The organism is Streptomyces sp. NBC_00078, from assembly GCF_026343335.1.
In the GTDB taxonomy this organism is placed as follows: domain Bacteria; phylum Actinomycetota; class Actinomycetes; order Streptomycetales; family Streptomycetaceae; genus Streptomyces.
The window spans coordinates 5,095,648-5,118,069 of record NZ_JAPELX010000001.1 but is presented as its reverse complement, the minus strand read 5'-3'; the positions used below and the strand labels follow the sequence as shown (position 1 = coordinate 5,118,069).

Below are 22,422 nucleotides of genomic sequence, written 5' to 3'. Positions count from 1 at the left end.
ATCCCACGACGCTGAGGAAAGCATGACATTTACCATCGACAGTTCCGCTGCGGACGTGCTGGCCGGCATCGACCTGCACGGGAAGCTGGCAGTGGTGACCGGAGGCTACTCCGGTCTGGGCCTGGCCACGACCCGGGCACTGGTGAACGCCGGCGCACATGTCGTGGTCCCGGCCCGTCGCCCGGACCTTGCGCAGGAGGCGCTCCTCGGCTTGGCCGCCGAAGTCGACGAGCTGGATCTCGCCGACCTGAAGAGCGTGGCCGACTTCGCGGATCGCCTGCTGAGCTCGGGCCGCACCATTGACATCGTCATCAACAGCGCCGGCGTCATGGCTGTACCAGAGACACGTGTCGGGCCGGGCTGGGAAGCGCACTTCGCGGTCAATCACCTCGGCCATTACGCGCTGGTCAACCGGCTCTTTCCGGCGATCGCCGAGGGCGGACGTGTAGTCGCCGTCTCGTCGGGCGTCAGCCCGACCGGAACCATCCAGTGGGACGATGTGCACTTCGAGCAGGGCTACGACAGGTGGGCGGCCTACGCGCAGTCGAAACTCGCTAATGCGCTGTTCGCGGCCGAGCTCGATCTGCTGGGCCGTTCGGTGGGCGTGCACGCGTACTCGGTGAACCCCGGATACATCCTCACCCCGCTGCAGCGGCACCTGACCAATGAGGAGATGGTCGCCGCGGGCTGGATCGACGACGCTGGGAAACCTCTCCTGCCCGAGTTCCGGTCGCCCGAGCAGGGCGCCGCCACCCAGGTGTGGGCGGCGACCTCGCCGGAGTTCGCCGAGGCAGGGGGCTCCTATCTTCAGCACTGTGTCGTGGCCCGTCAGTTCGACCAGCCAGCGGATCGTGAACAGGCCGCTCGGCTCTGGGCCTTGTCGGCTGAGCTGACCGGGGTGGACGCGTTCGCTGTCGCGGGTGGCTCTGATCCACGATGACTTCGTCAAGGATCCTGCCGAATCCCGGCGCGGCAGCATGTGGAAGAAGGGCCCTGCAGCCCGCCGCGAAGGCGCTCGCGGGCATCGCGCCAGCGCCAACGACGCGCGTCACCTTCCGCTACCAACGTCCCGGCACATGCGCCCCAATCCCGACATTGACGATGGCGATCTGCGTCGCATCTCACTCTCCGTCGTTTCTCGCTTCCGACGGCGACCGTGCAGCGTGCGTATCCAGTGGCTCAATTTAACTCTCCTGATTCGGCCATCTCTTTTCCAAGATCGATACCCCGGCTAGCATCACGGTGTTCGAACGGGGGATCGGCATCTCTGCTTTTCTCACGCCCCACGCTTTCGGCAGTGTTCGAAACTGCGAACAGACTATTTTGGCCCGGCAGGCCGAGAGGGAACGGGGAGGCGTGGTCGTGCCACAAAAAAGAAGTCTGGGGGTATTTTCTCTCAGCTGGCCGATCTTCCTTCAGCTGACCTGCACGTATTTCATGGGGCTCGTCGACGTATGGACATTGGGCCGCATTTCCGATGATGCTGCGGGAGCGGTGGGCTCCGTCAGTACGTTGGTAACGTTCGTCCTAATGATGTTCTCCTTCATGGGACAGGGCGGCAGTCTCGTATACGCCCGCTCGCTCGGCCAGGGCGAGACCACGAAGGTTCAGGAGTACTACTTCGTCGCCCTGCTATTGCACGTCGCCCTGGGTGCCGTCGTCGGCGTCACGCTCTACGTTTTCGCGGAGGACGCGGCTCGACTGATGGGATTGGATGGGCGACTGCTCTCCTACGGAACGGTCTTCCTGGAAGTCGTCGCCGCGGGGGCAGTTCTGCACTCGATCATGGCGATGCTCGGCGGGGTGATGGCGGCCAACGGGTTCACACTCCAGGCCATGTTCGCCACGGCCCTCGCAAACATCGTCAACATCGTGCTGATCTACGTCTTGGTGCTGTCGGACTCCGGGCCGCGCTGGGGCATTCAGGGCGTCGCGCTCTCCACCGTGCTCGCCACGGCCGCAGGCCTGCTCTACAGCGTCTGGCTCGTGTTCTTCCGGATCGGGATCAAGTTCCGCCGGCCGGCGAGCACGCGCGATCTGCGCGCCCACGGTGCACTGCTCGTGGCCTTCACGCTGCCCACCATCCTGGAGCCGGCCTTGTGGCAGGCGGCGCAGATCGCCACCACCAGGATCATCGCGGCCGTGGGTACCGACGAACTCGCCGCCCGGATGTACACCCTGAGCATCACCAACATGATCGGAATGTTCTCGTCCGCGCTCTCCCAGGGCCTGCAGATCTCCCTCGGGCATCTCGCTGGCGCCGGTGACCTCGACGGAATCCGGCGCCGCGCCCGCGGATCCCGCCTGGCCGGATCGGCGATCGCACTCGTCCTGGCGCTGGTCACGGCGCTCTGCAGTGACTGGATCATGGGCCGGTTCACCGACGATCCGCAGGTGATCGACACCGGGAAGCTGCTGCTGTGGTGCGGTCTGCTCTACCTTCCCGGCTCTGCTCTGATCATGACCACGGCGAGCACCCTGCGTGCCGTCGGCCATGTCACTTATCCGGCCGCGGTCGGGATTCTCGTCTTGTGGGGCGTCTTCGTGCCCTTGGCCTATCTGCTCTCCCTGCCGCTCGGGCTGGCGATTCTCGGGGTCATGATCGCCATGGCCGTGGACGAGAATCTCCGAGCCTTGCTGCTCAGCGTCCGCTGGCGTTATCTCTCCGCGCCGGAGCGGGCCCACCTCATCGTCAGACAGCCGGAAAAATTTCCTGTATCCGATTTCTGATGCGGCGTCATACCGCGAGCAAGACTGAACGTCAAATTCTCCGGAGCTCAACGTGAAAGCAAGCCTGGTCGTTCCCACCTACAATTCCAGGGAGCTCCTAGCTCCATGTCTGATCTCGCTGAACCACCAGCGCCTCGACCCGTCCGACGAATTCGAGGTAGTCCTGGTCGACGACGGGTCGACCGACGGCACAGCGGACATGGTAAACGCACTCCCCCTCAAGTATCCGGTGCGCTTTCTCCATCTTCCGCGCACTGAGGAATCCTGCCGTTCGGCGGCGCGGAACGCCGGAATCCGGGTGGCGGAAGGCGAACTGATCGTCTTCGCGGACGGTGACCAGATCATCGACCCACTCTTCCTGCGGGAGCACATCCGGTGCCACCGTGACCGGCCCGGGCTCGTGGCCGTCGGGTTCCGCGACTACCTCGCCCCCGGTCCGGTGGACCTGGAGCGGCTGCAGTCCTCCTTCGACCCGGAGTCCTTCCCCCCATTCGCCTTACCGGATGAACGGGCGGAGGTCACGGACCTGCTCTCGGAGAACCTGGCCAATCTGGCGACCTGCTGGCACTTCCTCTATGGCTGCAACGTCTCGGTGCGCAAGGAAGATCTGCTGGCCGTCGGCGCGTTCGATGTGAACATCAAGAAATGGAGCTTCGAGGACGTCGAGCTGGGCTACCGCCTCCACCGGTACGGCCTCACGTTCGTCCACACCCCGTTCGCCCGTGTCCACCACCAGCACCACGCGGAGTCCCAGCGCGAGCGTCATGCCGACTGGCAGGAGAACTTCGCCTACTTCACGGCGAAGCACCCGGATCTCGACGTCCGGCTCCAGTGGATCCTCGACGGTTACTTCGACCCCGCGCGCGGCGACGGTCCCAGCTGGTTCGATGCCTACCTCCGCCTTGAGTTCGCCTGCCGCGCATTGGCGGGCCGACTGCCCCTGGGGGAGCCGTACGAGGTGCTGGTGGTCGACGACGGCGACCTGCCCGGAGCCGAGCGGCGGATCGCCGAGGCCGGTGCGGCGGCCGATCTGATCGTGGTCGACCTGACCGCCGACAGAGATCTGCCACTCGCCGTGCAAACGCTGCACACCGGACGGGAACTGCTGTACTTCAAGCAGCCGGGCCGACACGTCCTGGAGCGGGCGGCGAAGACCTACGGGTGCCCCGCGCTCGCCGACCGTGCGGGGCAGGTGTGACCACCGTGACGGTTCGCCCCGCGAGTCCCGCAGCACAGGCGTTCACCGGAGGCAGCCACAGCATCCACCAGCTGGTGCTGGACGTGTTGCGTGGCGAGATCCCGGCCTACGCCTCGACCCCGGCCATCGCCCACCGTGCCTTGGCCGGACTGCTCGACGCGCGGAGCCCGCGTCTGTTTCCGTCCGCGGCGGACTCCGTCTTCGCCCGGGAACCACTGCTGGCCGGTCAGGGCCGACCGACGGTTCCCTTCCTGCCCAGGACACGTCTGCTGACGTCGGAGGAGCAACGGACAGTCGTTGAGTGCTTCGCCCGTGCGTTGGCGGCAGGTGAGCTGACGAGCGGGCCCGCCGTAGCCGAGTTCGAGCAGGCTCTCGCCGAGTTTCTCGGGCTGCCCCACGCCATCGCCACGAGCAGCGGCACGGATGCCCTGATTATCGCTCTGCACGCGGTCGGAGTGGGTCCGGACGACGAGGTGATCATGCCCGCGAACAGTTTCGCGGCGACCGAGAACGCCGTGTTCGCGTGCGGAGCCGTCCCGGTACTCGTCGACGTGGACCCCGAACGGCACACCCTGGATCCCACGTTGATCGAGGCGGCCGTAACCCCCAGGACCCGGGCGGTTCTGCCCGTCCATCTGCACGGCCGGCTCGCCGATGTCGCCGGTGTGCACCGGGTCGCTCGAGAACTTGGGCTGCTCGTGGTGGAGGACGCCTGCCAAGCGATCGGAGTCACAGGCGTCGGCCGGTACTCGGACGCGACCGTCCTGAGCTTCAACCCGTACAAGAACTTCGGGCTGACCGGGAAGGCGGGTGCCGTCCTCACCGGCGACGGCGAACTCCATTCACGTATGGAGAGACTCGCCTACCACGGCTTCGCCCCGGGACACAAGAACGTCAAGACCGATGTCTGGGGCCTCAACGCGAAGATCGACAACTCGACGGCCACCGTGGCGACTGGGCTGCTGCCGGGGCTAACGCTGAACAACTACCGCCGGGCCTTCCTCGCCCACCGCTACATCGACGCCCTGGCGGAGCTCGACACAGCCGGAGAGCTGGTCCTGCCCGCCTTCACGGAGGATCACGCCTGGCATCTCTTTCCCGTGCGGGCGACGGCCGGAGAAGCTGCCCGGGACGCGCTCCGGACCCGCCTGCATGCAGCCGGCGTGGAGACGGACATCTACTACCCCGTGCTCACCCACCACCAGCGAACTCCGTTGCGCGAGAAGCTCTTTGCGGGCGTGTCCCTGCCCTGCACCGAGGAGTTGAACGCGACCGTGTTCCACCTTCCGCTGCACAACGGACTGTCCGTCGCCGAGCAGGACAGAGTGATCGAGGCACTGCATGCGGCCGTCCATGCCACCGCGCTCTGAGGCCTCCGCTCTGCCGTTGCCCTTTCCGGTACGGGCCGTGGCCTTCTGCGACTTCGACGAGACCTATCTGGCGCACTCCCCGACCGAGCACGAGAGGGCCTGCCGGGAGGCCCTGGAGGACTACCTCGTGGAGGCGGGCGAACGGCACGGCCTGCTGTTCGGCTGGGTAACGGGCAGCTCGCTGCTCTCCGTGCTGCGCAAGGCCCGCGCGCACGGGCTGCGTACGCTGCCCCACTTCGTCGCCTGCTCGCTCGGTACCGAACTGCTGGTGTCCGAGTCAGGAGAACTCCGCCCGGACCCAGGCTGGCTGCGGCTGATGCCGGACGCCGAGAGCCTCGGACGCAGCGCCGGGACCGTTGTGCGAGAACTGTCGGCCAACGGGGTGGACCTGGAGCCGCAGCCCGGCCGTGCCCCGGACAGTCTGGTGAAGAGTTACTACTACCGCTCTCGTCACCCCGAGATCGACGCGCGGAACCTGTCCGCGGTCAGGGAAGCGGCCGGACGCGCTGCACTGGGGGTGAGCGTGAGCCGCTGTAATCCCTCGGCCGGGGACCCAGCGGACTGCTACGACGTCGATCTCCTTCCGCCCACCTGCGGAAAGAGACAGGTCGTTCGGTACGTCTGCCAGAAGTACGGCATCGACCCCGCGGACACGTTCGCCTTCGGCGACAGCGGCAACGATCTGGAGATGCTGGCCGCCGTGGGCCACGGAGTGATGGTCGGAAACTGCACGGAGGAGGCCCGCGGCCGCCATCCGCGTGTGTCCGACCGGTGCCATTCGGACGCCGTCCTCACCACGCTGCTCATGGGGCTGCGAGCCAGACGGTGACAACTACTGCCACAGCGATCACAGGAGGGCTTTTACCGATGCGGGTGGGAATCATTGGTGCCGGGGGTATCGGCCGGACGCACGCACACGCGGTGCTGGTCGGCGAGGGCACCACGCTGGCCGGTGTGTACGACGTGGACAGGCCCAGGGCTGCATCCGTCGGCGACGACCTGGGCGTACCCGCCTTCACCTCCCTGGACGAGTTCTACGAAGGGGTCGACGCGGTCGTCGTCGCCTCCCCCAACCGCACTCACGCCACGTACGCCTTCGAGGCCGTCGACCGTGGGCGGCACGTGCTGTGCGAGAAGCCGATGGCCGTCTCCGTCGAGGAGACCATGGCCATGCGGGACCGCGCGGCGGGCGCGCCCGTGGTCTGCTGCGTGGGCTTCAACTACCGCTATCTTGGGGTGGTGCAGGAGATCCGCCGACAGCTCGACGATGGCGTGCTGGGCCGTGTGCTCCACGTCGACCTCGCCTTCAGGCGTGGAAGCGCGCTGACCCGCAAGACCTTCACCTGGCGGGACAACGCCGGGGAACGGTTCACCAGCGGCGCGCTCGGTGACCTGGGCGTGCATCTCATCGACCTGCTGCACCACCTCTTTGACGGTCAGGTCGACACCGCCGGCTGCAAGGTCGGGCTCCGCACCAAGGTGGCCGCCAAGGAGGGGCGCCGGGTGCGGGTGGACGACCACGCCTTCGTGAGCGGTCGGCTGGCGAGCGGCCCGCACTTCACGCTGACCGCGTCCAAGTCGGCCACGCCCGACGACGTCGGCTTCCGTGTCTCTGTCACCGGCAGCCACGGCGAACTCCTCTACCGTTCGCAGGACGGCCCCGTCCTGAATGTGCGCACCGGTGTCGAGTGGGAGCCCGTGAAGGTCCTCGGTCCCCTGCGCCTTGAGGACCCGCCCGGCGAGATCCCCGGCTGGGCCGACTCGTTCGTGGCCCAGCTCCACGACTGGACGGCAACTGTTGCCGGTGCCGGACGCCTCGGGGCCCTGGCGGGCTTCGACGACGGGCACCGGGCCCAACAGGTCCTGGATGAACTACTGCGCAAGGGAGAGGTCAGGTGACCGGCCGGACCGGTGCACAGCGCCCCACGCTGGAGGCCGTGGCGCGCAGAGCGGGAGTGTCGCGGTCCACCGTCTCCAGGGTGATCAACGGCCAGCCGAAGGTGCGTGCCGAAGTCGTCGAGAAGGTCCGGGAAGTGGTGACCGAGCTCGGCTACGTGCCCAACCAGATCGCCCGACGCCTGGTCACCCGGCGCAACAACGCAGTCGCCGTCGTGATCACCGAACCGCAGAACCGGCTCTTCGTCGATCCGTTCTTCGGCCTGCAACTGAATGGCATACGGCGGGAGCTCGTCGAGCAGGGCTCCCAGCCGGTGCTGCTCTTCATCGAGGAGCCCGACGACTACGCGCGCGTCGGCGACTTCCTCGGCGGCGCTCACGTTGACGGGGCGCTGTTGTTCTCGCTGCACGCGGACGACCCCCTGCCCGCGATGACGGACCGACTCGGGCTGCCCGCCGTCTTCGGGGGCCGACCGGTGGCCGGACCGGCCGAACGGTCCCGCGGCTATCTCTACGTGGACGCGGACAACCGAGGCGGTGCCCGTGAAGCGGTGCGCCATCTCGTCGGACTGGGCCGTGAGTGCATCGGGACGGTCACCGGCCCACTGAACCAGGCCGCCGCGGTGGACCGGCTGGACGGCTATCGCGACGTGCTCCCAAACGCCGCGCCGCAGCTGGTCGTCGAGGGCGACTTCACCCAGGAGGGAGGTGCCGAGTCGATGGGCCGGCTGCTGGACGGGTGCCCCAGTCTGGACGCCGTGTTCGTCGCCTCGGACCTCATGGCGGCCGGAGCACTGCGCGTTCTGCAAACACGCGGACGGCGGGTGCCCGAGGACGTGGCCGTCGTGGGTTTCGACGACCTCCCCGCCATCGCACCGACCACCGATCCGCCGCTGACCACTGTGCACCAGGACATCGAGGAGATGGGGCGGCTGATGGCACGCCTGCTGCTCACCCGCTCCTTCGGCGAGAGCGGCGGACCGGCCGTCGGCGACGCCCTCGCCTCCCCGGTGGTCAGGCCGACCCGCCTTGTGGTGCGCGGCTCGGCCTGACCCGGGATCCGGTCAGTCGCGGGCGGCCGGCGCGAGGCACCCCAGCGGGGCGGGCTCATCGGGTGCGGCCCGCATGTCCTCACTCACCTGCGATGACCGGTGACAGCCCCTCGCCTCCGCCCACCGGCGCGAGCAGCGGCACGATCTCGGCGTCGGTGGCGGTCTCGAAGAAGTAGACCAGGGAGACGAGTTCCTCATCTGGCGCGATCTCGCTGGGCGCGAGCACCCGGTGCCGCAGGGCACGCCACCGGCCGTCCGTCAACCCGCCACTTCCCGGTCCACCGGTTATGAGCGGGCCACGCTCCCGGCCGCATACCCGGGACGGAGTAGGCCCTCTCCAGTTCCCAGGACATCCCTTCCGACCGTTCCACGCCCCTTACGCCGGGGGGGCTTCAGCGCCCGCTCCAGGTTCCCGGACGCCTTCCATGGCCTTCGCCTTCAAAGCACGGGCTCGGCTCCCCCTTGGCCCGCCCATCGGGCGGGGTGAATATTTCGGCGCTGCAGACTTCACTTCATGTTGCGGACCGGTCGGTCGCGCAGCCCCGAAGGACGCTTGTCGCTCCACTTCGACGCCGCCCTCTCGAACGACGCCGGGAGTCAGCTACTTGGGACCCCGGCGTCTCCCCGGACCGGACTCGCACCGGCTGGCTGCCCTGAGCTTGACGCCCGGTTACATCCTCAAAAACCTCCTTCGGTCTGCTCGAATGTCCGAGCTGCTGGGCGTACACCTTGATTCTTCAGGGGGCTCGGTCGTTGATCGATCCGACGGTTCGCCCGTAATTACCTCTGCTGGTGAAGGGCAGGCCGTCGCGTGACGCCGCGGGTGCGCCGGGTTCCACGGGCGCACCCAGCAGTAGGCCCTGAACATGACACCCGCTGAGGTCAGTTACCGCGGCCGGGGCGGGTGCGGCGTGTCGGCGCGATGCTGTTGAGCAGACCGAGGCAGGCGGTGGCCTCGTCGAGCTTGCGGGCTTCCAGGCGTGGATCTCCGGGTAGACGATCACATCTTCGGGGTGCATGCGGCCGGTGTCGATGAGCCAGCCGATGGCGTCCCGCGTAACGGTGTAGCCGATCGACGTTGAGTAGTGCGCCGGTGTGCTCCGGCTGGTGGTGTCCGCTCCCTGCGCAGCGGACGGGCCGCCGTGCAACTCTCCCTGATGAACGCCCAGTTCACCGAGGGGAGGAGACGCACAGTGGCCCTGTCCCAGTCTGAACTCACACGCCTGCTTCAGTCACTACATTCGACCGAGGGACTCGAACTCGTCCGCAGTGTCGCCGAGCGGATGCTGCAAGAACTGATCGAGGCCGAGGCCGCGGCGAAGATCGGCGCCGAGTGGAACGAGCACACCGACACCCGCACCAACTACCGCAACGGGCACCGCGACAAGACGCTCACCACCCAGGCCGGCGACCTCGACCTGGCCATCCCCAAACTGCGGTCCGGCAGTTTCTTCCCCTGCCTGCTGGAGCGTCGGCGCCGCATCGACCAGGCTCTCTACGCCGTCATCATGGAGGCGTACGTCGAGGGCGTCTCCACCCGGTCGGTCGACGACCTGGTCAAGGCCCTGGGGGCGGACACCGGAATCTCCAAGAGCGAGGTCTCCAGGATCTGCGCCGCCCTGGACGAGCCGTTGACCGCGTTTCGCACCCGGCCGCTGGACCACACCCGCTTCCCCTACATCTACCTCGACGCCACCTACTGCAAGGCGAGGGTCAACCACCAGATCGCCTCGCGGGCCGTGGTCATCGCCACCGGCGTCACCGAGGACGGCGGCCGCGAAGTCCTCGGCGTGATGGTCGGCGACAGCGAGACCGAGGCGTTTTGGACCGAGTTCCTGCGTCACCTGCGCGAACGCGGCCGGTCCGGGGTCCGTCTGGTCATCGGTGACCATCACAGCGGCCTGGTCGCCGCGATCGGCAAGGTGATGCTCGGCGCCGCCCTACCAAAGATGCCGGGTCCACTTCCTGCGCAACGTCTTCGGCGTGATCGACAAGCACGCCACTGAGATGGTGGCCGCGACGATCCGTACGATCTTTGCCCAGTCCGGCCACAGCTCGGTCAGGGCCCAGGTCGACACCGTCGCCGACATGCTCGGCGGGCAGTTCCCCAAGGTGAAGAAGATGCTGCTGGAGGCCAAGGACGATCTGACCGCGTTCGCCGTCTTCCCGGAGCGGCACTGGAAGAAGATCCAGTCGACCAACCCGCTGGAGCGGGTCAACCGGGAGATCAAGCGCCGCACCGACGTCGTCCAGGTCTTCCCCAACGACGACGCCCTGTTGCGGCTGGTCAGCGCCGTGCTCTTCGAGATGCACGACGAATGGATCGCCTTCCCCCGCCGCTACCTCCCTGAAAGCAGCATGGATGACCTCTACCCAGAACTCCCCGAAAGCGCCCCGGCGCTGACCAACACACCAAACGCGCCCACCAGTTGATCGGCTACACCATCACGCGGGACACGACCAGCCAGCCCTTCACCGCGGCCGTCACATCGCCGCCGGCCGCGTCCACAATCAGGCGCTGCTGGCAAGTGCTGACGGCATGCTCGCCTTCACCCGCGCCGGCGCGAAGTCCGGCAGTGTCCGGGTGCGGGTGGTCATCGACTACGCGTCCCTGCCCAAGGCGTACGGCGTGGCTTCAGTTCACAACTGCGGCTCTACCAGGTTCCGGTGCGTCCTCATCGACAACCCGAACCTGACTGAGGCTGTTGTGACCACAGCTATTGAGCGCCAACTGTTGCAGGCGCAGGAGTCGCTCTACGAGCAGGTTGTCGATCGTGCCCCAGGTGCAGCGCGTCGATCGTGGGATTGTCCGGATAGCACAACCGTGCGACCCCAAGCACGCCTGTAACCTCACGGTGGCTGGGGAGGCCGTTGCACGATCTCTGCACGCTTGGCCACCACATGGCCACCACACCGAACCCGACAGCGAGCTGCCCGGCAGCACCGAACAAAAAGCCAGGTCACAGGCATGTGAACCGAAACGCCCACTACCAGTCGATCTCCGACCTACGCATTGCGATGCGTAGACCACAGGTGCCCGATTAGCCCGCATTCCAAGGTCACCTAAGACAAGAAACCCCAGGTCAGAGGCACGACCTGGGGTTCACCTCGGAGCCGCCTTCGGGATTCGAACCCGAGACCTACGCATTACGAGTGCGTTGCTCTGGCCATCTGAGCTAAGGCGGCGCGCTGTCGGCACTATGGTGCGATCAGCAACGTCGGTAAGTCTACACAGTTTCGAAGGGTGCTCCGTACCAGCCCCGGGTGGGGAACCGCGGGGCCGGCCACCGGGCTAGGAGCAGCGCTTTCCCTTGGTCGGAGGGGTTCCGCGGAGCAGGTACGCGTCGATCGTGGAGTCGATGCAGGTGCTGCCGCGGCCGTAGGCGGTGTGACCGTCGCCCTCGTAGGTGAGGAGGCGGGCGGAGGAGAGCTGACGGGACAGGGACTGGGCCCAGCGGTACGGGGTCGCCGGGTCGCGGGTGGTGCCGACCACGACGATGGGCGCGGCGCCCTTCGCCTTGATGTGGTGCGGTGCGCCCGTGGGCCTCACCGGCCAGTAAGCGCAGTTCAGGGAGGCCCACGCGAGGCCCTCGCCGAAGACCGGGGAGGCCTTCTCGAAGGACGGGAGCGCCTTCTCCACCTGGTCGGGGCCGGAGAAGGCGCCCGGGAGGTCGAGACAGTTGACGGCGGCGTTGGCGGACATCAGGTTCGAGTAGCGGCCGTCGGCGTCCCGCTCGTAGTAGCTGTCGGAGAGGACGAGCAGGCCGGCGCCGTCGTTCTCCTTCATCGCCGACGTCAACGCCTCACGCAGCTGCGCCCACGCGCCCTCGTCGTACATCGCCGCGATCACGCCGGTGGTGGCGAGGGCCTCGCCGAGCTTGCGGCCGTCGGCGTCTCCGGTGGGCACGGGGTGCGCGTCCAGCTTCTTGAAGAAGGCGCTGAGGTTGTCGCCGACCTGGGCCGGCGTGGTGCCCTTGCGGCCGAGCGGGCAGTCCGTCTGCTGCACGCAGTCCTTGGCGAAGGACTGGAACGCCGTCTCGAATCCCGCCGTCTGGTCCAGGTTCATGCGGCGCGCGGTCAGCGAGGGGTCCATCGCGCCGTCCAGCACCAGCCGGCCCACCCGGCCGGGGAACAGTCCGGCGTACGTCGCCCCTAGGAACGTCCCGTACGACGCCCCCACATACGTCAGTTTCGAGTCCCCGAGCGCCGCCCGCAGGATGTCCATGTCTCGAGCCGCCTCGACGGTGGAGACATGCCGCAGCAGCTTCGCCGAGTGCTTCCCGCAGCTCTGCGCGAACTTCTGGTACGCGCCCACGAGTTGGTCCGTCTCGTTCCGGTCGTCGGGCGTGGCGTCCGTCTGTGTGTACGTGTCCATCTGCCGGCCGTTGAGGCATTCCACGGGCTCGCTGCGGGCGACGCCGCGCGGATCGATCGCGACCATGTCGTAGCGGGCACGGACCTTCGCCGGGTAGCCGACAGCGGCGTACTGCTGCAGGTACCCGATCGCCGAGCCTCCCGGCCCGCCCGGGTTGACCAGCAGCGAACCGAGCGGCTTGCCCTTGCCCGTCGCCTTCTTGCGGGCGACGGCGAGCCGCATGTCCCCGTCGCCCGGCCTGGCGTAGTCGAGCGGCGCCCTCATCGTGGCGCACTGGAAACCGGGGACTCCGCAGGTGCGCCAGCTCAGCTTCTGCCCGTAGTACGACGAGAGGGTGGACGGCGTCGACTGCGGCAGTGCGGCCAGGGCCGCGTCGGCCGCGTTGCCACTGGTGCTCGCCGTGCCGCCGGAGGAACAGGCGGAGACGAGCAGCGCGGCCGCGGCCAGGAGGGTGGCGGCGGTTCGGGGCCGGCAGGGACGTGAGCTGCGCCAGATGTACATCTGGCGAGCGTAACTCTCCGCAGTCATCTGAATGCCTTCCGTGCCCACCATGGCTCGTACGAATTACACCGTCAACTTCCGGTTGATCACTGGACGGAGCGGGGCCCCGTGCGCCCGTCAGCCCGCTCTCAGGGCCATCGCCATCGCCTCGACCGCGAGCAGCGGGGCGACATTGCGGTCGAGGGCGTCGCTGCAGGCGGCGATCGCCTCGATGCGGCGGAGGGTGGACTCGGGAGAGGTCTCGCGGGCGAGGCGCTCCAGGGCGTCCTCGGCGTCCACGTTGGCGATCGCCACGCGGGAGCCGAGCTGGAGGGCGAGGATGTCGCGGTAGAAGCCGGTGAGGTCGGTCAGGGCGAGGTCGAGGCTGTCGCGCTGCGTACGCGTCCTGCGGCGCTTCTGCTTGTCCTCCAGGTCCTTCATCACGCCCGCCGTGCCGCGCGGCATCCGGCCGCCCTGGGACGCGCCCATGGCCGCCTTCAGCTCCTCGGTCTCCCTGCCGTCCCGTTCCTCGGCGAGTTGTCTGGCGTCCTCGGCGGCCGCGTCGACGAGTTCCTGGGCGGCCCTGAGCGCGCTGCCGATCTCCGCGACCCGCAGCGGCAGCTTCAGCACGGCGGCGCGCCGCTCGCGGGCGGCCGGGTCGGTGGCCAGGCGGCGGGCCCGGTCGACGTGCCCCTGCGTGGCGCGGGCCGCGATGGCGGCGACGGGCGGTTCGATGCCCTCCCGCCGGACGAGCATGTCGGCGACCGCGTCCACCGAGGGCGTCAGCAGGCTGAGGTGGCGGCAGCGGGAGCGGATGGTGGGGAGCACGTCCTCGACGGAGGGCGCGCACAGCATCCAGACCGTGCGCGGCGCGGGCTCCTCCACCGCCTTCAGCACGGCGTTGGCCGATTTCTCGTTCAGCCGCTCGGCGTCCTCGACGAGGATGACCTGCCAGCGGCCGTTCGCCGGTGACGTGAACGACTTGCGGACGGTGTCACGCATGTCGTCGGCGAGGATCTGTGCGCCGACGGCGGCGACGGTGGTGACGTCCGCGTGCGTGCCGACGAGGGCGGTGTGGCAGCCGTCGCAGAACCCGCAGCCGGGGGTCCCGCCGAGCGCGCGGTCGGGGCTGACGCACTGCAGCGCGGCGGCGAACGCCCGCGCCGCCCGGGCCCGGCCGGCGCCCGGCGGCCCCGTGAACAACCATGCGTGCGTCATCTTCGACGCCTCGGGCGGCGGCGCACCGGTGGCGGTCGCGGTGACCAGCGCATCGGCGTCCCGGGCAGCGGCGTCGAGCTGCCCGGCCACCTTCTCCTGGCCGACGAGGTCGTCCCAGACGGTCATGAGCTCACCCCGCCCCTTCGTCATGTCTCACGTTGCGGGATCCATTGTGCGGGGTGGCACTGACAACGACGGTCGGGCGACCGGGCCTCAGCCGCGACACCCTGAGCCATCGTGCTCCCTGACGCGACGCCCTGAACCGTAGTGCTCCCAGCCGCGACGCCCAGAACCGTAGTGCTCCCAGTCGCGACGCCCTGAACCCTGGTGCCCTCAGCCGCGGCGCCCGCGGCCCCGGCGTCCCCGGCCCGCATCGTCGTCGGCCTCGTCCTCGCGCGGGCCGAGCAGTTCGTCCGCGAGCGTCGGCAGATCGTCCAGCGGAGTCTCCTCGGCCCAGTCCGAGCGCGCCCGGCGCCGGGGCTCTCCTCCGGCCCCGATCTGCGGCATCTCGCGCGTACGGTCCTCGGTCCCGTCCGGCGGTGCCGCCTGCTGCTCGTCCCGGAAGAACCCGGGCGGAACCCGATGCGCGGGATCGTCGCCGCGCACGGGAGGCAGCACGGCGGTCTCGTCCGCGGCCGCGGAAGGCACCGGCGGCAACACGGCCGTCTCGTCGGCCGCACCCGGCACGACCGGCGGCAGTACCGCTGTCTCGTCCGCCGCACCCGGCACGACCGGCGGCAGCACGGCCGTCTCGTCCGCGGCCCCCGCAGGTGCCGGCGGCTGCGGCAGCTTCGCCGTCACCTCCGACTCGGACTCGCCGGCCGGACGGTCGCTGCGCGCTCCGCGCTGCCGCTCGTCCCGTACCGGGCGCAGCACCGCGGTCTCCTCCACCGGCCCGCCCGACGCGTTGGTCGGCGTCACCACAGGCGTCGGCACCGTGGACGCCTCCGGCGGAGCCACGGGTGCCGTCGGCCGCCTGGGCCCCGCCTCCGCGGCGGCTGCGGCCTGCTCGGCGAGCCGCCTGGCCTCCTCGGCCCGCAGCAGCGCCTCCTCGGCCTTGCGCTGCTTCTCCAGGCGCAGCGCCTCGGCCTCGGCATGCAGCCGGGCCTCTTCCTCGGCCTGCTTGCGCCGCCGCTCCTCCTCGACCTTGCGGCGGGCCTCCTCCTCGGCGCGTGCCTTCTCCTCCGCGAGGAGTCTTGCCTGCTCCTCCTCGGCACGGCGGCGCGCTTCCTCGGCCCGCAGCCGGGCCTCCTCCGCCTGTCGCTCGGCCTCGCGCCGTTGCGCCTCCTCCAGCTCGCGCCGCTTGCGCTCCTCCTCCTCGGCGCGCAGCCGGTCGAGCTGTTCCTGGCGCTCGCGCTCCAGACGCTCTTCCTCGGCCTTCCGCGCGGCCTCTTCCTCGGCCTTGCGGCGGGCTTCCTCCTCGGCCTTCTTCCGCGCCTCCTCCTGGGCCTTCACCTCGGCCTCGGACAGCGGCAGCATCTGGTCGAGCCGGTGCCGTACGACGGTGGTGACGGCCTCGGCCTCCTGGCCGGCGTCCACGACGAGGTACCGCCCGGGGTCTGCCGCGGCCAGCGTGAGGAAACCGGACCGCACGCGCGCGTGGAACTCGGCCGGCTCCGACTCCAGCCGGTCCGGCGCCTCCGTGAACCGCTCGCGCGCGATCTCCGGCGACACGTCGAGCAGCACGGTCAGATGCGGTACGAGGCCGTTGGTCGCCCAGCGGTTGATGCGGGCGATCTCGGTCGGGGACAGATCGCGGCCCGCCCCCTGGTAAGCCACCGAGGAGTCGATGTAGCGGTCGGAGACGACCACGGCACCCCGCTCCAGTGCGGGCCTGACCACCGTGTCGACGTGTTCGGCGCGGTCCGCCGCGTACAGCAGCGCCTCCGCGCGGTGGGACAGCCCCGCGCTCGACACGTCCAGCAGGATCGACCGCAGCCGCTTGCCCACCGGCGTCGCGCCCGGCTCGCGCGTCAGCACGACCTCGTGGCCCTTGGCCCGGATCCACTCGGCGAGCGCCTCGGCCTGCGTGGACTTGCCGGCTCCGTCGCCGCCCTCCAGGGCGATGAAGAAACCGGAGATCGTGGGCGTCTCGACCGGGTCGTCGCCGCCCAGCAGCGCGTCCCGCAGATCGTGCCGCAGGGGCACTCCCGAGCGGTCGTCGACCTTCGCCAGGACCAGCGCGGCCACGGGCAGCAGCAGCGCTCCGACCAGCATCAGCGTGAACGCGGCGCCGCCGTGCGTGAACACGAACTTGCCGTTTTCCAGCCGGTGCGGGCCGATCCCCGCCGCCACCACGGGCGCGATCACCGCGCCGAGCGCCACACAGACCCGTACCACCGCGTGCAGGTGCTCCGTCGTGCGCGCCCGGCGGTGGTCCTCGGCCTCCTGGTCCAGCAGCGTGTGCCCGGTGTTGGCGGCCACGCCCGCACCGATGCCGGCCAGCGCGACGATCAGCAGGACCGTGGTGACGTCCGGGACGAGGCCGGCCGCGAGCAGTGCGACGCCGGTGAAGGCGATCGCCAGCGCGAGCAGCCTGCGGCGCGAGAGGGTGGGCAGCACGGAGGGTGCCGTACGGATGCCGACGACGACTCCGCCCGTCAGCGCGAGGACCAGCAGCCCGAACATCACGGGGCCGCCGCCCAGGTCCTTGGCGTGCAGCACGCAGACGGCGACGGCCGCGGAGATGGCACCCGCGACGGCGGCGCACGCGAGCACCAGCAGCGGAATGGCCCCCGTACGGCCCTTGTCCACTCCCGTGCCCGTCTTGGGGCGGCGCAGCCCCTCCAGCGGCGAACGCGCGCGCGGGGTGCGCGTGTCGGGCAACTCCAGGAACGTCACCACGGACAGGGACGCGGCGAACAGTCCGGCCGCCACATACGAGGCGAGCGCCGCCTGGTGCTGGTCGAACCAGTCCATTCCGGCGCCCAGCAGGTTGTTGAGGAGCCCCGCGACGACCAGGGTGGCCGCCGCGAGGGGGATCGCCACGAAGGACGTACGCAGCGACAGGCGGCGCAGGGCGTCCATGTGGTCCGGCAGCGGCCGTACCGTCGCGCCCTCCAGGGGCGGTGCGGGCAGCAGCGCGGGCGCCGCGCTCTCACGGCACACCGTCCAGAAGCGCTCGGCGACTCCGGTCACGAAGGCGGTCACCAGGAGGACGGCCAGCGCGTCGTCCGGCGTCCAGTCGATCCACAGGGGGGCGACGATCAGCGCGAGGACCCTTACGGCGTCTGCGCCGACCATGGTCCAGCGGCGGTCGAGCGGCCCCTCCTGCGAGGTGAGCGAGGTCAACGGGCCGAGCAGGACGGCTCCGAAGAGCAGCGTCGCCAGGATGCGCACCCCGAAAACGGTCGCCACTGCGAACGCCACGCCGCGATAGCCACCGCCGAACGAGCCCTCGCTGATCGCCGCTTGAAGGGCGAGGAGCACCAGCACGAGAAGGGCGAGGGTGTCGCCGACCGATCCCACGAGCTGGGCGCTCGACAACCGCCTCAGCTGCGGCCGGCGCAGCAGGGCGCGGACTGCCCGCTCGCGGGAGTCCGCGACAAGGGCGTCGTCGGGGGCCGGGTGGTGGGCCGTTGGTTGCTCGGCTCGCGTCATGCTTTCAGCCTATCGGGACCGACTGACAGCCTGCGGCGCGCGTCCGAACGTGCGCACGCCCCGACACCAAAGCGATATCGGGGCGTTCGTTTTGCGAAGTCTCCGTGACGGAAGACGCCGCCTCGGCTCAGTCGCCTCGGCTGACGCTTCCGCCTCGGCTGACGCTTCCGCCTCGGCTGACGCTTCCGCCTCGGCTCACTCGTCCGTCGCCGTCTTCGAAGCCGTCGCCGTCTTCGCGGCGGTCTTCTTGGCGGCCGTCTTCTTCGCGGCCGTCGTCGTCTTCTTCGCCGCCGTCTTCTTGGCAGCCGTCGCCTTCTTGGCCGGAGCCTTCTTCGCGGGGGCCTTCTTCGCCGTCTTCTTGGCGGGCGCCTTCGCGCGCTTCTCGGCGAGCAGCTCGAAGCCGCGCTCCGGGGTGATCTCCTCGACGCTGTCGCCGGAGCGCAGGGTCGCGTTGGTCTCCCCGTCGGTGACGTACGGCCCGAAGCGACCGTCCTTGACGACGACCGGCTTCTCGCTGACCGGGTCCACGCCCAGCTCCTTCAGCGGCGGCTTGGCGGCCGCGCGTCCGCGCTGCTTGGGCTGGGAGTAGATCTCCAGGGCCTCTTCGAGGGTGATCGTGAAGAGCTGGTCCTCGGTCTGCAGCGAGCGCGAGTCCGTGCCCTTCTTCAGGTACGGACCGTAGCGGCCGTTCTGCGCGGTGATCTCCTGGCCTTCGGCGTCGGCACCGACGACGCGCGGCAGCGACATCAGCTTGAGCGCGTCCTGAAGCGTCACCGTGTCGAGGGCCATCGACTTGAACAGCGAAGCGGTACGCGGCTTGACGGCGTTCTTGCCGGTCTTCGGGGTGCCCTCGGGGAGCACCTCGGTGACGTACGGGCCGTAGCGGCCGTCCCGGGCGATGATCTGGTGCCCCGACACCGGGTCGGCGCCGAGCTCGAAGTCGCCGCTCGGCTTGGCGAGCAGCTCCTCGGCGAGTTCGACCGTCAGCTCGTCCGGAGCCAGGTCCTCGGGCACGTCCGCCCGCTGGTGGTTCTCGGAGTCCTTCTCGCCGCGCTCGATGTACGGGCCGTAGCGCCCGACCCTGAGCACGATGCCGCTGCCCACCGGGAACGACGACACCTCGCGGGCGTCGATCGCGCCCAGGTCGGTCACCAGCTCCTTGAGACCACCGAGGTGGTCCCCGTCGCCGTTGCCCGCCTCGGCCGCGTTGCCGTTGTTGGTGCCCTCGCCGAAGTAGAACCGCTTCAGCCACGGTACGGACTGCGCCTCGCCGCGTGCGATGCGGTCGAGGTCGTCCTCCATCTTCGCGGTGAAGTCGTAGTCGACGAGCCGCCCGAAGTGCTTCTCCAGGAGGTTGACCACGGCGAAGGACAGGAAGGACGGGACGAGTGCCGTGCCCTTCTTGAAGACATAGCCGCGGTCGAGGATGGTGCCGATGATCGACGCGTACGTCGACGGGCGGCCGATCTCGCGCTCTTCGAGCTCCTTGACCAGGCTGGCCTCGGTGTAACGGGCCGGCGGCTTGGTGGCGTGCCCGTCGACCGTGATCTCCTCGGCGGACAGCGGATCGCCCTCGCCCACCTGGGGCAGCCGGCGCTCGCGGTCGTCCAGCTCGGCGTTCGGGTCGTCGGCACCCTCGACGTACGCCTTCAGGAAGCCGTGGAAGGTGATCGTCTTGCCGGAGGCGCTGAACTCGACGTCCCGGCCGTCGGCGGCGGTGCCACCGATCTTCACCGTGACCGAGTTGCCGGTCGCGTCCTTCATCTGGGAGGCGACGGTCCGCTTCCAGATCAGCTCGTAGAGCTTGAACTGGTCGCCGGTCAGTCCGGTCTCGGCGGGCGTGCGGAAACGATCACCCGAGGGACGGATCGCCTCGTGCGCCTCCTGCGCGTTCTTGACCTTGCCGGCGTACGTGCGCGGCTGGGGCGGCAGGTAGTCGGCCCCGTACAGCTGCGTCACCTGGGCGCGGGCGGCGGTCACGGCGGTGTCGCTCAGCGTCGTGGAGTCCGTACGCATGTAGGTGATGTAGCCGTTCTCGTACAGCTTCTGCGCGACCTGCATGGTGGCCTTCGCGCCGAAGCCGAGCTTGCGGCTCGCCTCCTGCTGCAGCGTCGTCGTACGGAACGGGGCGTACGGCGAGCGGCGGTACGGCTTCGACTCGACGGAGCGGACGGAGAACCGCGTCTGCTCCAGGGCGGCCGCCAGTGCGCGGGCGTTCGCCTCGTCGAGGTGGAGCGTGTTCGCGCTCTTCAGCTGTCCCACGGAGTCGAAGTCGCGGCCCTGCGCGACGCGCCTGCCGTCGACGGTCTGCAGGCGGGCGACCAGCGACGACGGGTCCGACGCATCTCCCGCGCGGCCGGTCGCGAAGGTGCCCGTCAGGTCCCAGTACTCGGCGGAACGGAACGCGATGCGCTCGCGTTCCCGCTCGACCACGAGCCGGGTCGCGACGGACTGGACACGGCCGGCCGACAGGCGCGGCATGACCTTCTTCCACAGGACCGGCGAGACCTCGTACCCGTAGAGGCGGTCGAGGATGCGGCGGGTCTCCTGGGCGTCGACCATGCGCTTGTTGAGGTCGCGCGGGTTGGCGACGGCCTCCCGGATCGCGTCCTTGGTGATCTCGTGGAACACCATGCGCTTGACCGGGACCTTGGGCTTGAGCACCTCCAGGAGGTGCCATGCGATGGCCTCGCCCTCGCGGTCCTCATCGGTGGCGAGGAAGAGTTCGTCGGAGTCCTTCAGCAGGTCCTTGAGCTTCTTGACCTGGGCCCGCTTGTCGGCGTTGACCACGTAGATGGGCTGGAAGTCGTGCTCGACGTCCACGCCGAGGCGGCGGACCTCGCCGGTGTACTTCTCGGGTACCTCCGCGGCACCGTTGGGAAGGTCGCGGATGTGCCCGACGCTCGCCTCGACGATATAGCCGGGGCCGAGGTAGCCCTTGATCGTCTTCGCCTTGGCAGGCGACTCGACGATGACGAGTCGGCGGCCGCCGTGTGCGGTCTCGCTGGTCGGGGACAACTTCGCTCTTCTCTCCGGTCGAGGCTGGGGGCCTCCCCAGGATCTTCGTCCCGGGGTCGGGTCATGGTGACGCTGCGGAGTGTGACGGTACATCCCGCCCCCGTGTCAAACGGGAAAAGCCCGCAACGGCCACTCGAACGGTAACCCGACTACCGCCATTCCTGCCGCCCGGAGTGCCCACCAGCCTTTTCGAACCTGTCCGGAGGATCACCTCTCAATTAACTGAGCCGCAGCTCCGGGGCCGCTTTCAGACCCTTGTGAAGCACCAGGTTCCGATGCCGAGCGCGATCACCGAGGCAAGGCTCGCGAAGGTCGCCGATGCGACGGGGTTCACACCATGGGCGACGGGCCGGCCCTGCCGCACCCGGGCCACGACCCACATCAGCAGCGCCCCTCCGAACAGGCCGAACACCACTCCGGCGAAGATCGCCGATCCGCTCTCCATGGCTTGCCGTGCCCCTTTTCTCCCCTTCGCGGGTGTCCAGTCCCGGGAGACTGACACGCGCGGACGGCGCACAGGCGAACCCGGGGTGAACGCGGAGCCGACGGGCCTGCGGACTCACCCGTCCCCGGCGCCCGGCTCAGACCGGACCGGGCACGGGTTCTTTCCGGTCGTCCTCTTGTTGTCGGTCCGGCTCACCGTGCACGCCGCCTTGCTGAAGCCGTGGTCCCAGTCGCTCTGGTCGACCGCCCAGCCGTACACGACGCGTTCGGACCCCGGCGCCCAGGCCGACTCGAATTTGTTGCCGCACAGCTTGTTCGCGTTGTCGATGCCTGCCCTTCTTGTAGCTCATTTTGTGAGGGGTCTGAACGGCCCCTATGACCTGCTCGGTGTGGGCGTTGGCACACTTGTGAGCGGTGCCTTGTAAGGGTCGTCGACTACCTTGCACTCCCAGGGATCCCAGGGGCCCCAGCAGTCACCGACGGTCATCTGGCCGACCCACGAATTCGAGCCCTCGTCCCGGAATCGGCCCATCTCGCCGCCTGTCGCGGTATGCCGTCCGAGTACGAGACATGCCGTACCGCTGTCGGCCGCGGCGAACCCGTCCTTGGCCGGCAGCACGGCCTAGCCCTCCGCGTCCGGCAGTGCGTCGACGACCGCCCTGGTCCGGCTTCCGCAGCGCTTCGCACCCTGGGCACGCGCGTCGGCGTGGTCGGTGGGCGTGTCGAAGGGGCCGCTGCCCTCGACTTCGGCGTACGGGGTGGCGCCCAGTGAGAACAGGCCTGCGGCCGGCGTGGGCGGTTCGCCACGCGCGCGCTCGGGGGCGAGACAGCCGGGCGTGCCGAGGATCCCGGCGGTGGCGGTGGGGCGTGGCTCGCGCGACTCCGGCATGAGCGCGATGCCGTAGCCGGTGAGCAGCACGCGCGTAGGGGTCGCCCGAAGCGTCCGACGCCAGAGGGATGTTGGCCGGTTTCACATCCCTGTGCAGGATGCCGATGCGGTGTCCGGCGGTGAGCACGTCGAGGACGCCGAGGCCGGCGCGG

14 protein-coding genes, 1 tRNA gene and 1 pseudogene are annotated in these 22,422 nt (G+C 69.3%); 8 read left to right on the top strand and 8 right to left on the bottom strand.

Annotation, left to right across the window (positions count from 1 at the left end; all coding sequences use genetic code 11):
• Positions 1–22: 22 nt before the first annotated feature.
• The 7 genes from OOK07_RS23950 (at position 23) to OOK07_RS23920 (ending at position 8,246) form a co-directional block, all read left to right on the top strand.
• Entirely contained in the window at positions 23–940 is a 918-nt protein-coding gene (locus OOK07_RS23950) for an oxidoreductase (protein WP_266798367.1), read from the top strand.
• 416 nt (positions 941–1,356) lie between these two features.
• A complete protein-coding gene (locus tag OOK07_RS23945) occupies positions 1,357–2,730 on the top strand; it encodes an MATE family efflux transporter (protein WP_266798366.1) in 1,374 nt (457 codons plus the stop codon).
• A gap of 52 nt (positions 2,731–2,782) precedes the next feature.
• The gene (locus OOK07_RS23940) at positions 2,783–3,928 is read left to right on the top strand and encodes a glycosyltransferase family 2 protein (protein ID WP_266798365.1); all 1,146 of its coding nucleotides are present in this window, start codon (positions 2,783–2,785) and stop codon (positions 3,926–3,928) included.
• Positions 3,929–3,933: 5 nt separating this feature from the next.
• A complete protein-coding gene (locus tag OOK07_RS23935; protein ID WP_266798363.1) occupies positions 3,934–5,298 on the top strand; it encodes a DegT/DnrJ/EryC1/StrS family aminotransferase in 1,365 nt (454 codons plus the stop codon).
• Complete coding sequence (locus OOK07_RS23930) at positions 5,282–6,127, top strand: HAD-IIB family hydrolase (protein ID WP_266798361.1); 846 nt, start codon at positions 5,282–5,284, stop codon at positions 6,125–6,127. The genes OOK07_RS23935 and OOK07_RS23930 overlap by 17 nt, the downstream gene beginning before the upstream one ends.
• Before the next feature lie 38 nt (positions 6,128–6,165).
• Positions 6,166–7,197 carry a Gfo/Idh/MocA family protein gene (locus OOK07_RS23925; protein ID WP_266798359.1) on the top strand — a complete coding sequence of 344 codons (1,032 nt, stop codon included), beginning with the start codon at positions 6,166–6,168 and terminating at the stop codon, positions 7,195–7,197.
• Positions 7,194–8,246, top strand: coding sequence for a LacI family DNA-binding transcriptional regulator (locus OOK07_RS23920; RefSeq protein WP_266798357.1), 1,053 nt, complete (start codon positions 7,194–7,196; stop codon positions 8,244–8,246). The genes OOK07_RS23925 and OOK07_RS23920 overlap by 4 nt, the downstream gene beginning before the upstream one ends.
• Before the next feature lie 79 nt (positions 8,247–8,325).
• Here OOK07_RS23920 and OOK07_RS23915 read toward each other — a convergent pair whose 3' ends face one another.
• Positions 8,326–8,508, bottom strand: a complete 183-nt coding sequence (locus OOK07_RS23915; protein ID WP_406312255.1) for a hypothetical protein — start codon at positions 8,506–8,508, stop codon at positions 8,326–8,328.
• Positions 8,509–9,439: 931 nt separating this feature from the next.
• On the opposite strand from OOK07_RS23915, the pseudogene OOK07_RS23910 reads away from it, so the two are divergent.
• Positions 9,440–10,679, top strand: a pseudogene (locus OOK07_RS23910) (IS256 family transposase).
• Positions 10,680–11,358: 679 nt separating this feature from the next.
• On the opposite strand, the gene OOK07_RS23905 reads toward OOK07_RS23910, so the two are convergent.
• The 7 genes from OOK07_RS23905 to OOK07_RS23875 all read right to left on the bottom strand — a co-directional run bounded on the left by OOK07_RS23905 (position 11,359) and on the right by OOK07_RS23875 (position 22,300).
• Positions 11,359–11,432, bottom strand: a tRNA-Thr gene (locus OOK07_RS23905).
• Between the two features lie 106 nt (positions 11,433–11,538).
• Complete coding sequence (locus OOK07_RS23900) at positions 11,539–13,122, bottom strand: alpha/beta hydrolase (protein ID WP_266682817.1); 1,584 nt, start codon at positions 13,120–13,122, stop codon at positions 11,539–11,541.
• Positions 13,123–13,239: 117 nt separating this feature from the next.
• Positions 13,240–14,445, bottom strand: a complete 1,206-nt coding sequence (locus OOK07_RS23895) for a DNA polymerase III subunit delta' (RefSeq protein WP_266682816.1) — start codon at positions 14,443–14,445, stop codon at positions 13,240–13,242.
• 207 nt (positions 14,446–14,652) lie between these two features.
• Positions 14,653–17,919, bottom strand: coding sequence for a dTMP kinase (gene tmk, locus OOK07_RS23890; RefSeq protein ID WP_266798355.1), 3,267 nt, complete (start codon positions 17,917–17,919; stop codon positions 14,653–14,655).
• Between the two features lie 195 nt (positions 17,920–18,114).
• The gene (gene topA / locus OOK07_RS23885) at positions 18,115–20,937 is read right to left on the bottom strand and encodes a type I DNA topoisomerase (protein WP_266682814.1); all 2,823 of its coding nucleotides are present in this window, start codon (positions 20,935–20,937) and stop codon (positions 18,115–18,117) included.
• A gap of 247 nt (positions 20,938–21,184) precedes the next feature.
• On the bottom strand, positions 21,185–21,382 hold the full coding sequence (locus OOK07_RS23880; protein WP_266682813.1) for a hypothetical protein: 198 nt from the start codon (positions 21,380–21,382) through the stop codon (positions 21,185–21,187).
• Positions 21,383–22,003: 621 nt separating this feature from the next.
• Positions 22,004–22,300: a protein kinase family protein gene (locus OOK07_RS23875; protein ID WP_266682812.1), complete on the bottom strand. Its 297-nt coding sequence runs from the start codon at positions 22,298–22,300 to the stop codon at positions 22,004–22,006.
• Between the last annotated feature and the right edge of the window lie 122 nt (positions 22,301–22,422).

Excerpts from the sequence above, each read along its gene's own strand:
- OOK07_RS23950 (WP_266798367.1), top strand. The coding sequence starts at position 23 with ATGACATTTACCATCGACAGTTCCGCTGCGGACGTGCTGGCCGGCATC.
- OOK07_RS23930 (WP_266798361.1), top strand. The coding sequence starts at position 5,282 with ATGCCACCGCGCTCTGAGGCCTCCGCTCTGCCGTTGCCCTTTCCGGTA.
- OOK07_RS23925 (WP_266798359.1), top strand. The coding sequence starts at position 6,166 with ATGCGGGTGGGAATCATTGGTGCCGGGGGTATCGGCCGGACGCACGCA.
- OOK07_RS23900 (WP_266682817.1), bottom strand. The coding sequence starts at position 13,122 with ATGTACATCTGGCGCAGCTCACGTCCCTGCCGGCCCCGAACCGCCGCC.
- OOK07_RS23895 (WP_266682816.1), bottom strand. The coding sequence starts at position 14,445 with ATGACCGTCTGGGACGACCTCGTCGGCCAGGAGAAGGTGGCCGGGCAG.
- tmk (WP_266798355.1), bottom strand. The coding sequence starts at position 17,919 with ATGACGCGAGCCGAGCAACCAACGGCCCACCACCCGGCCCCCGACGAC.
- OOK07_RS23880 (WP_266682813.1), bottom strand. The coding sequence starts at position 21,382 with ATGGAGAGCGGATCGGCGATCTTCGCCGGAGTGGTGTTCGGCCTGTTC.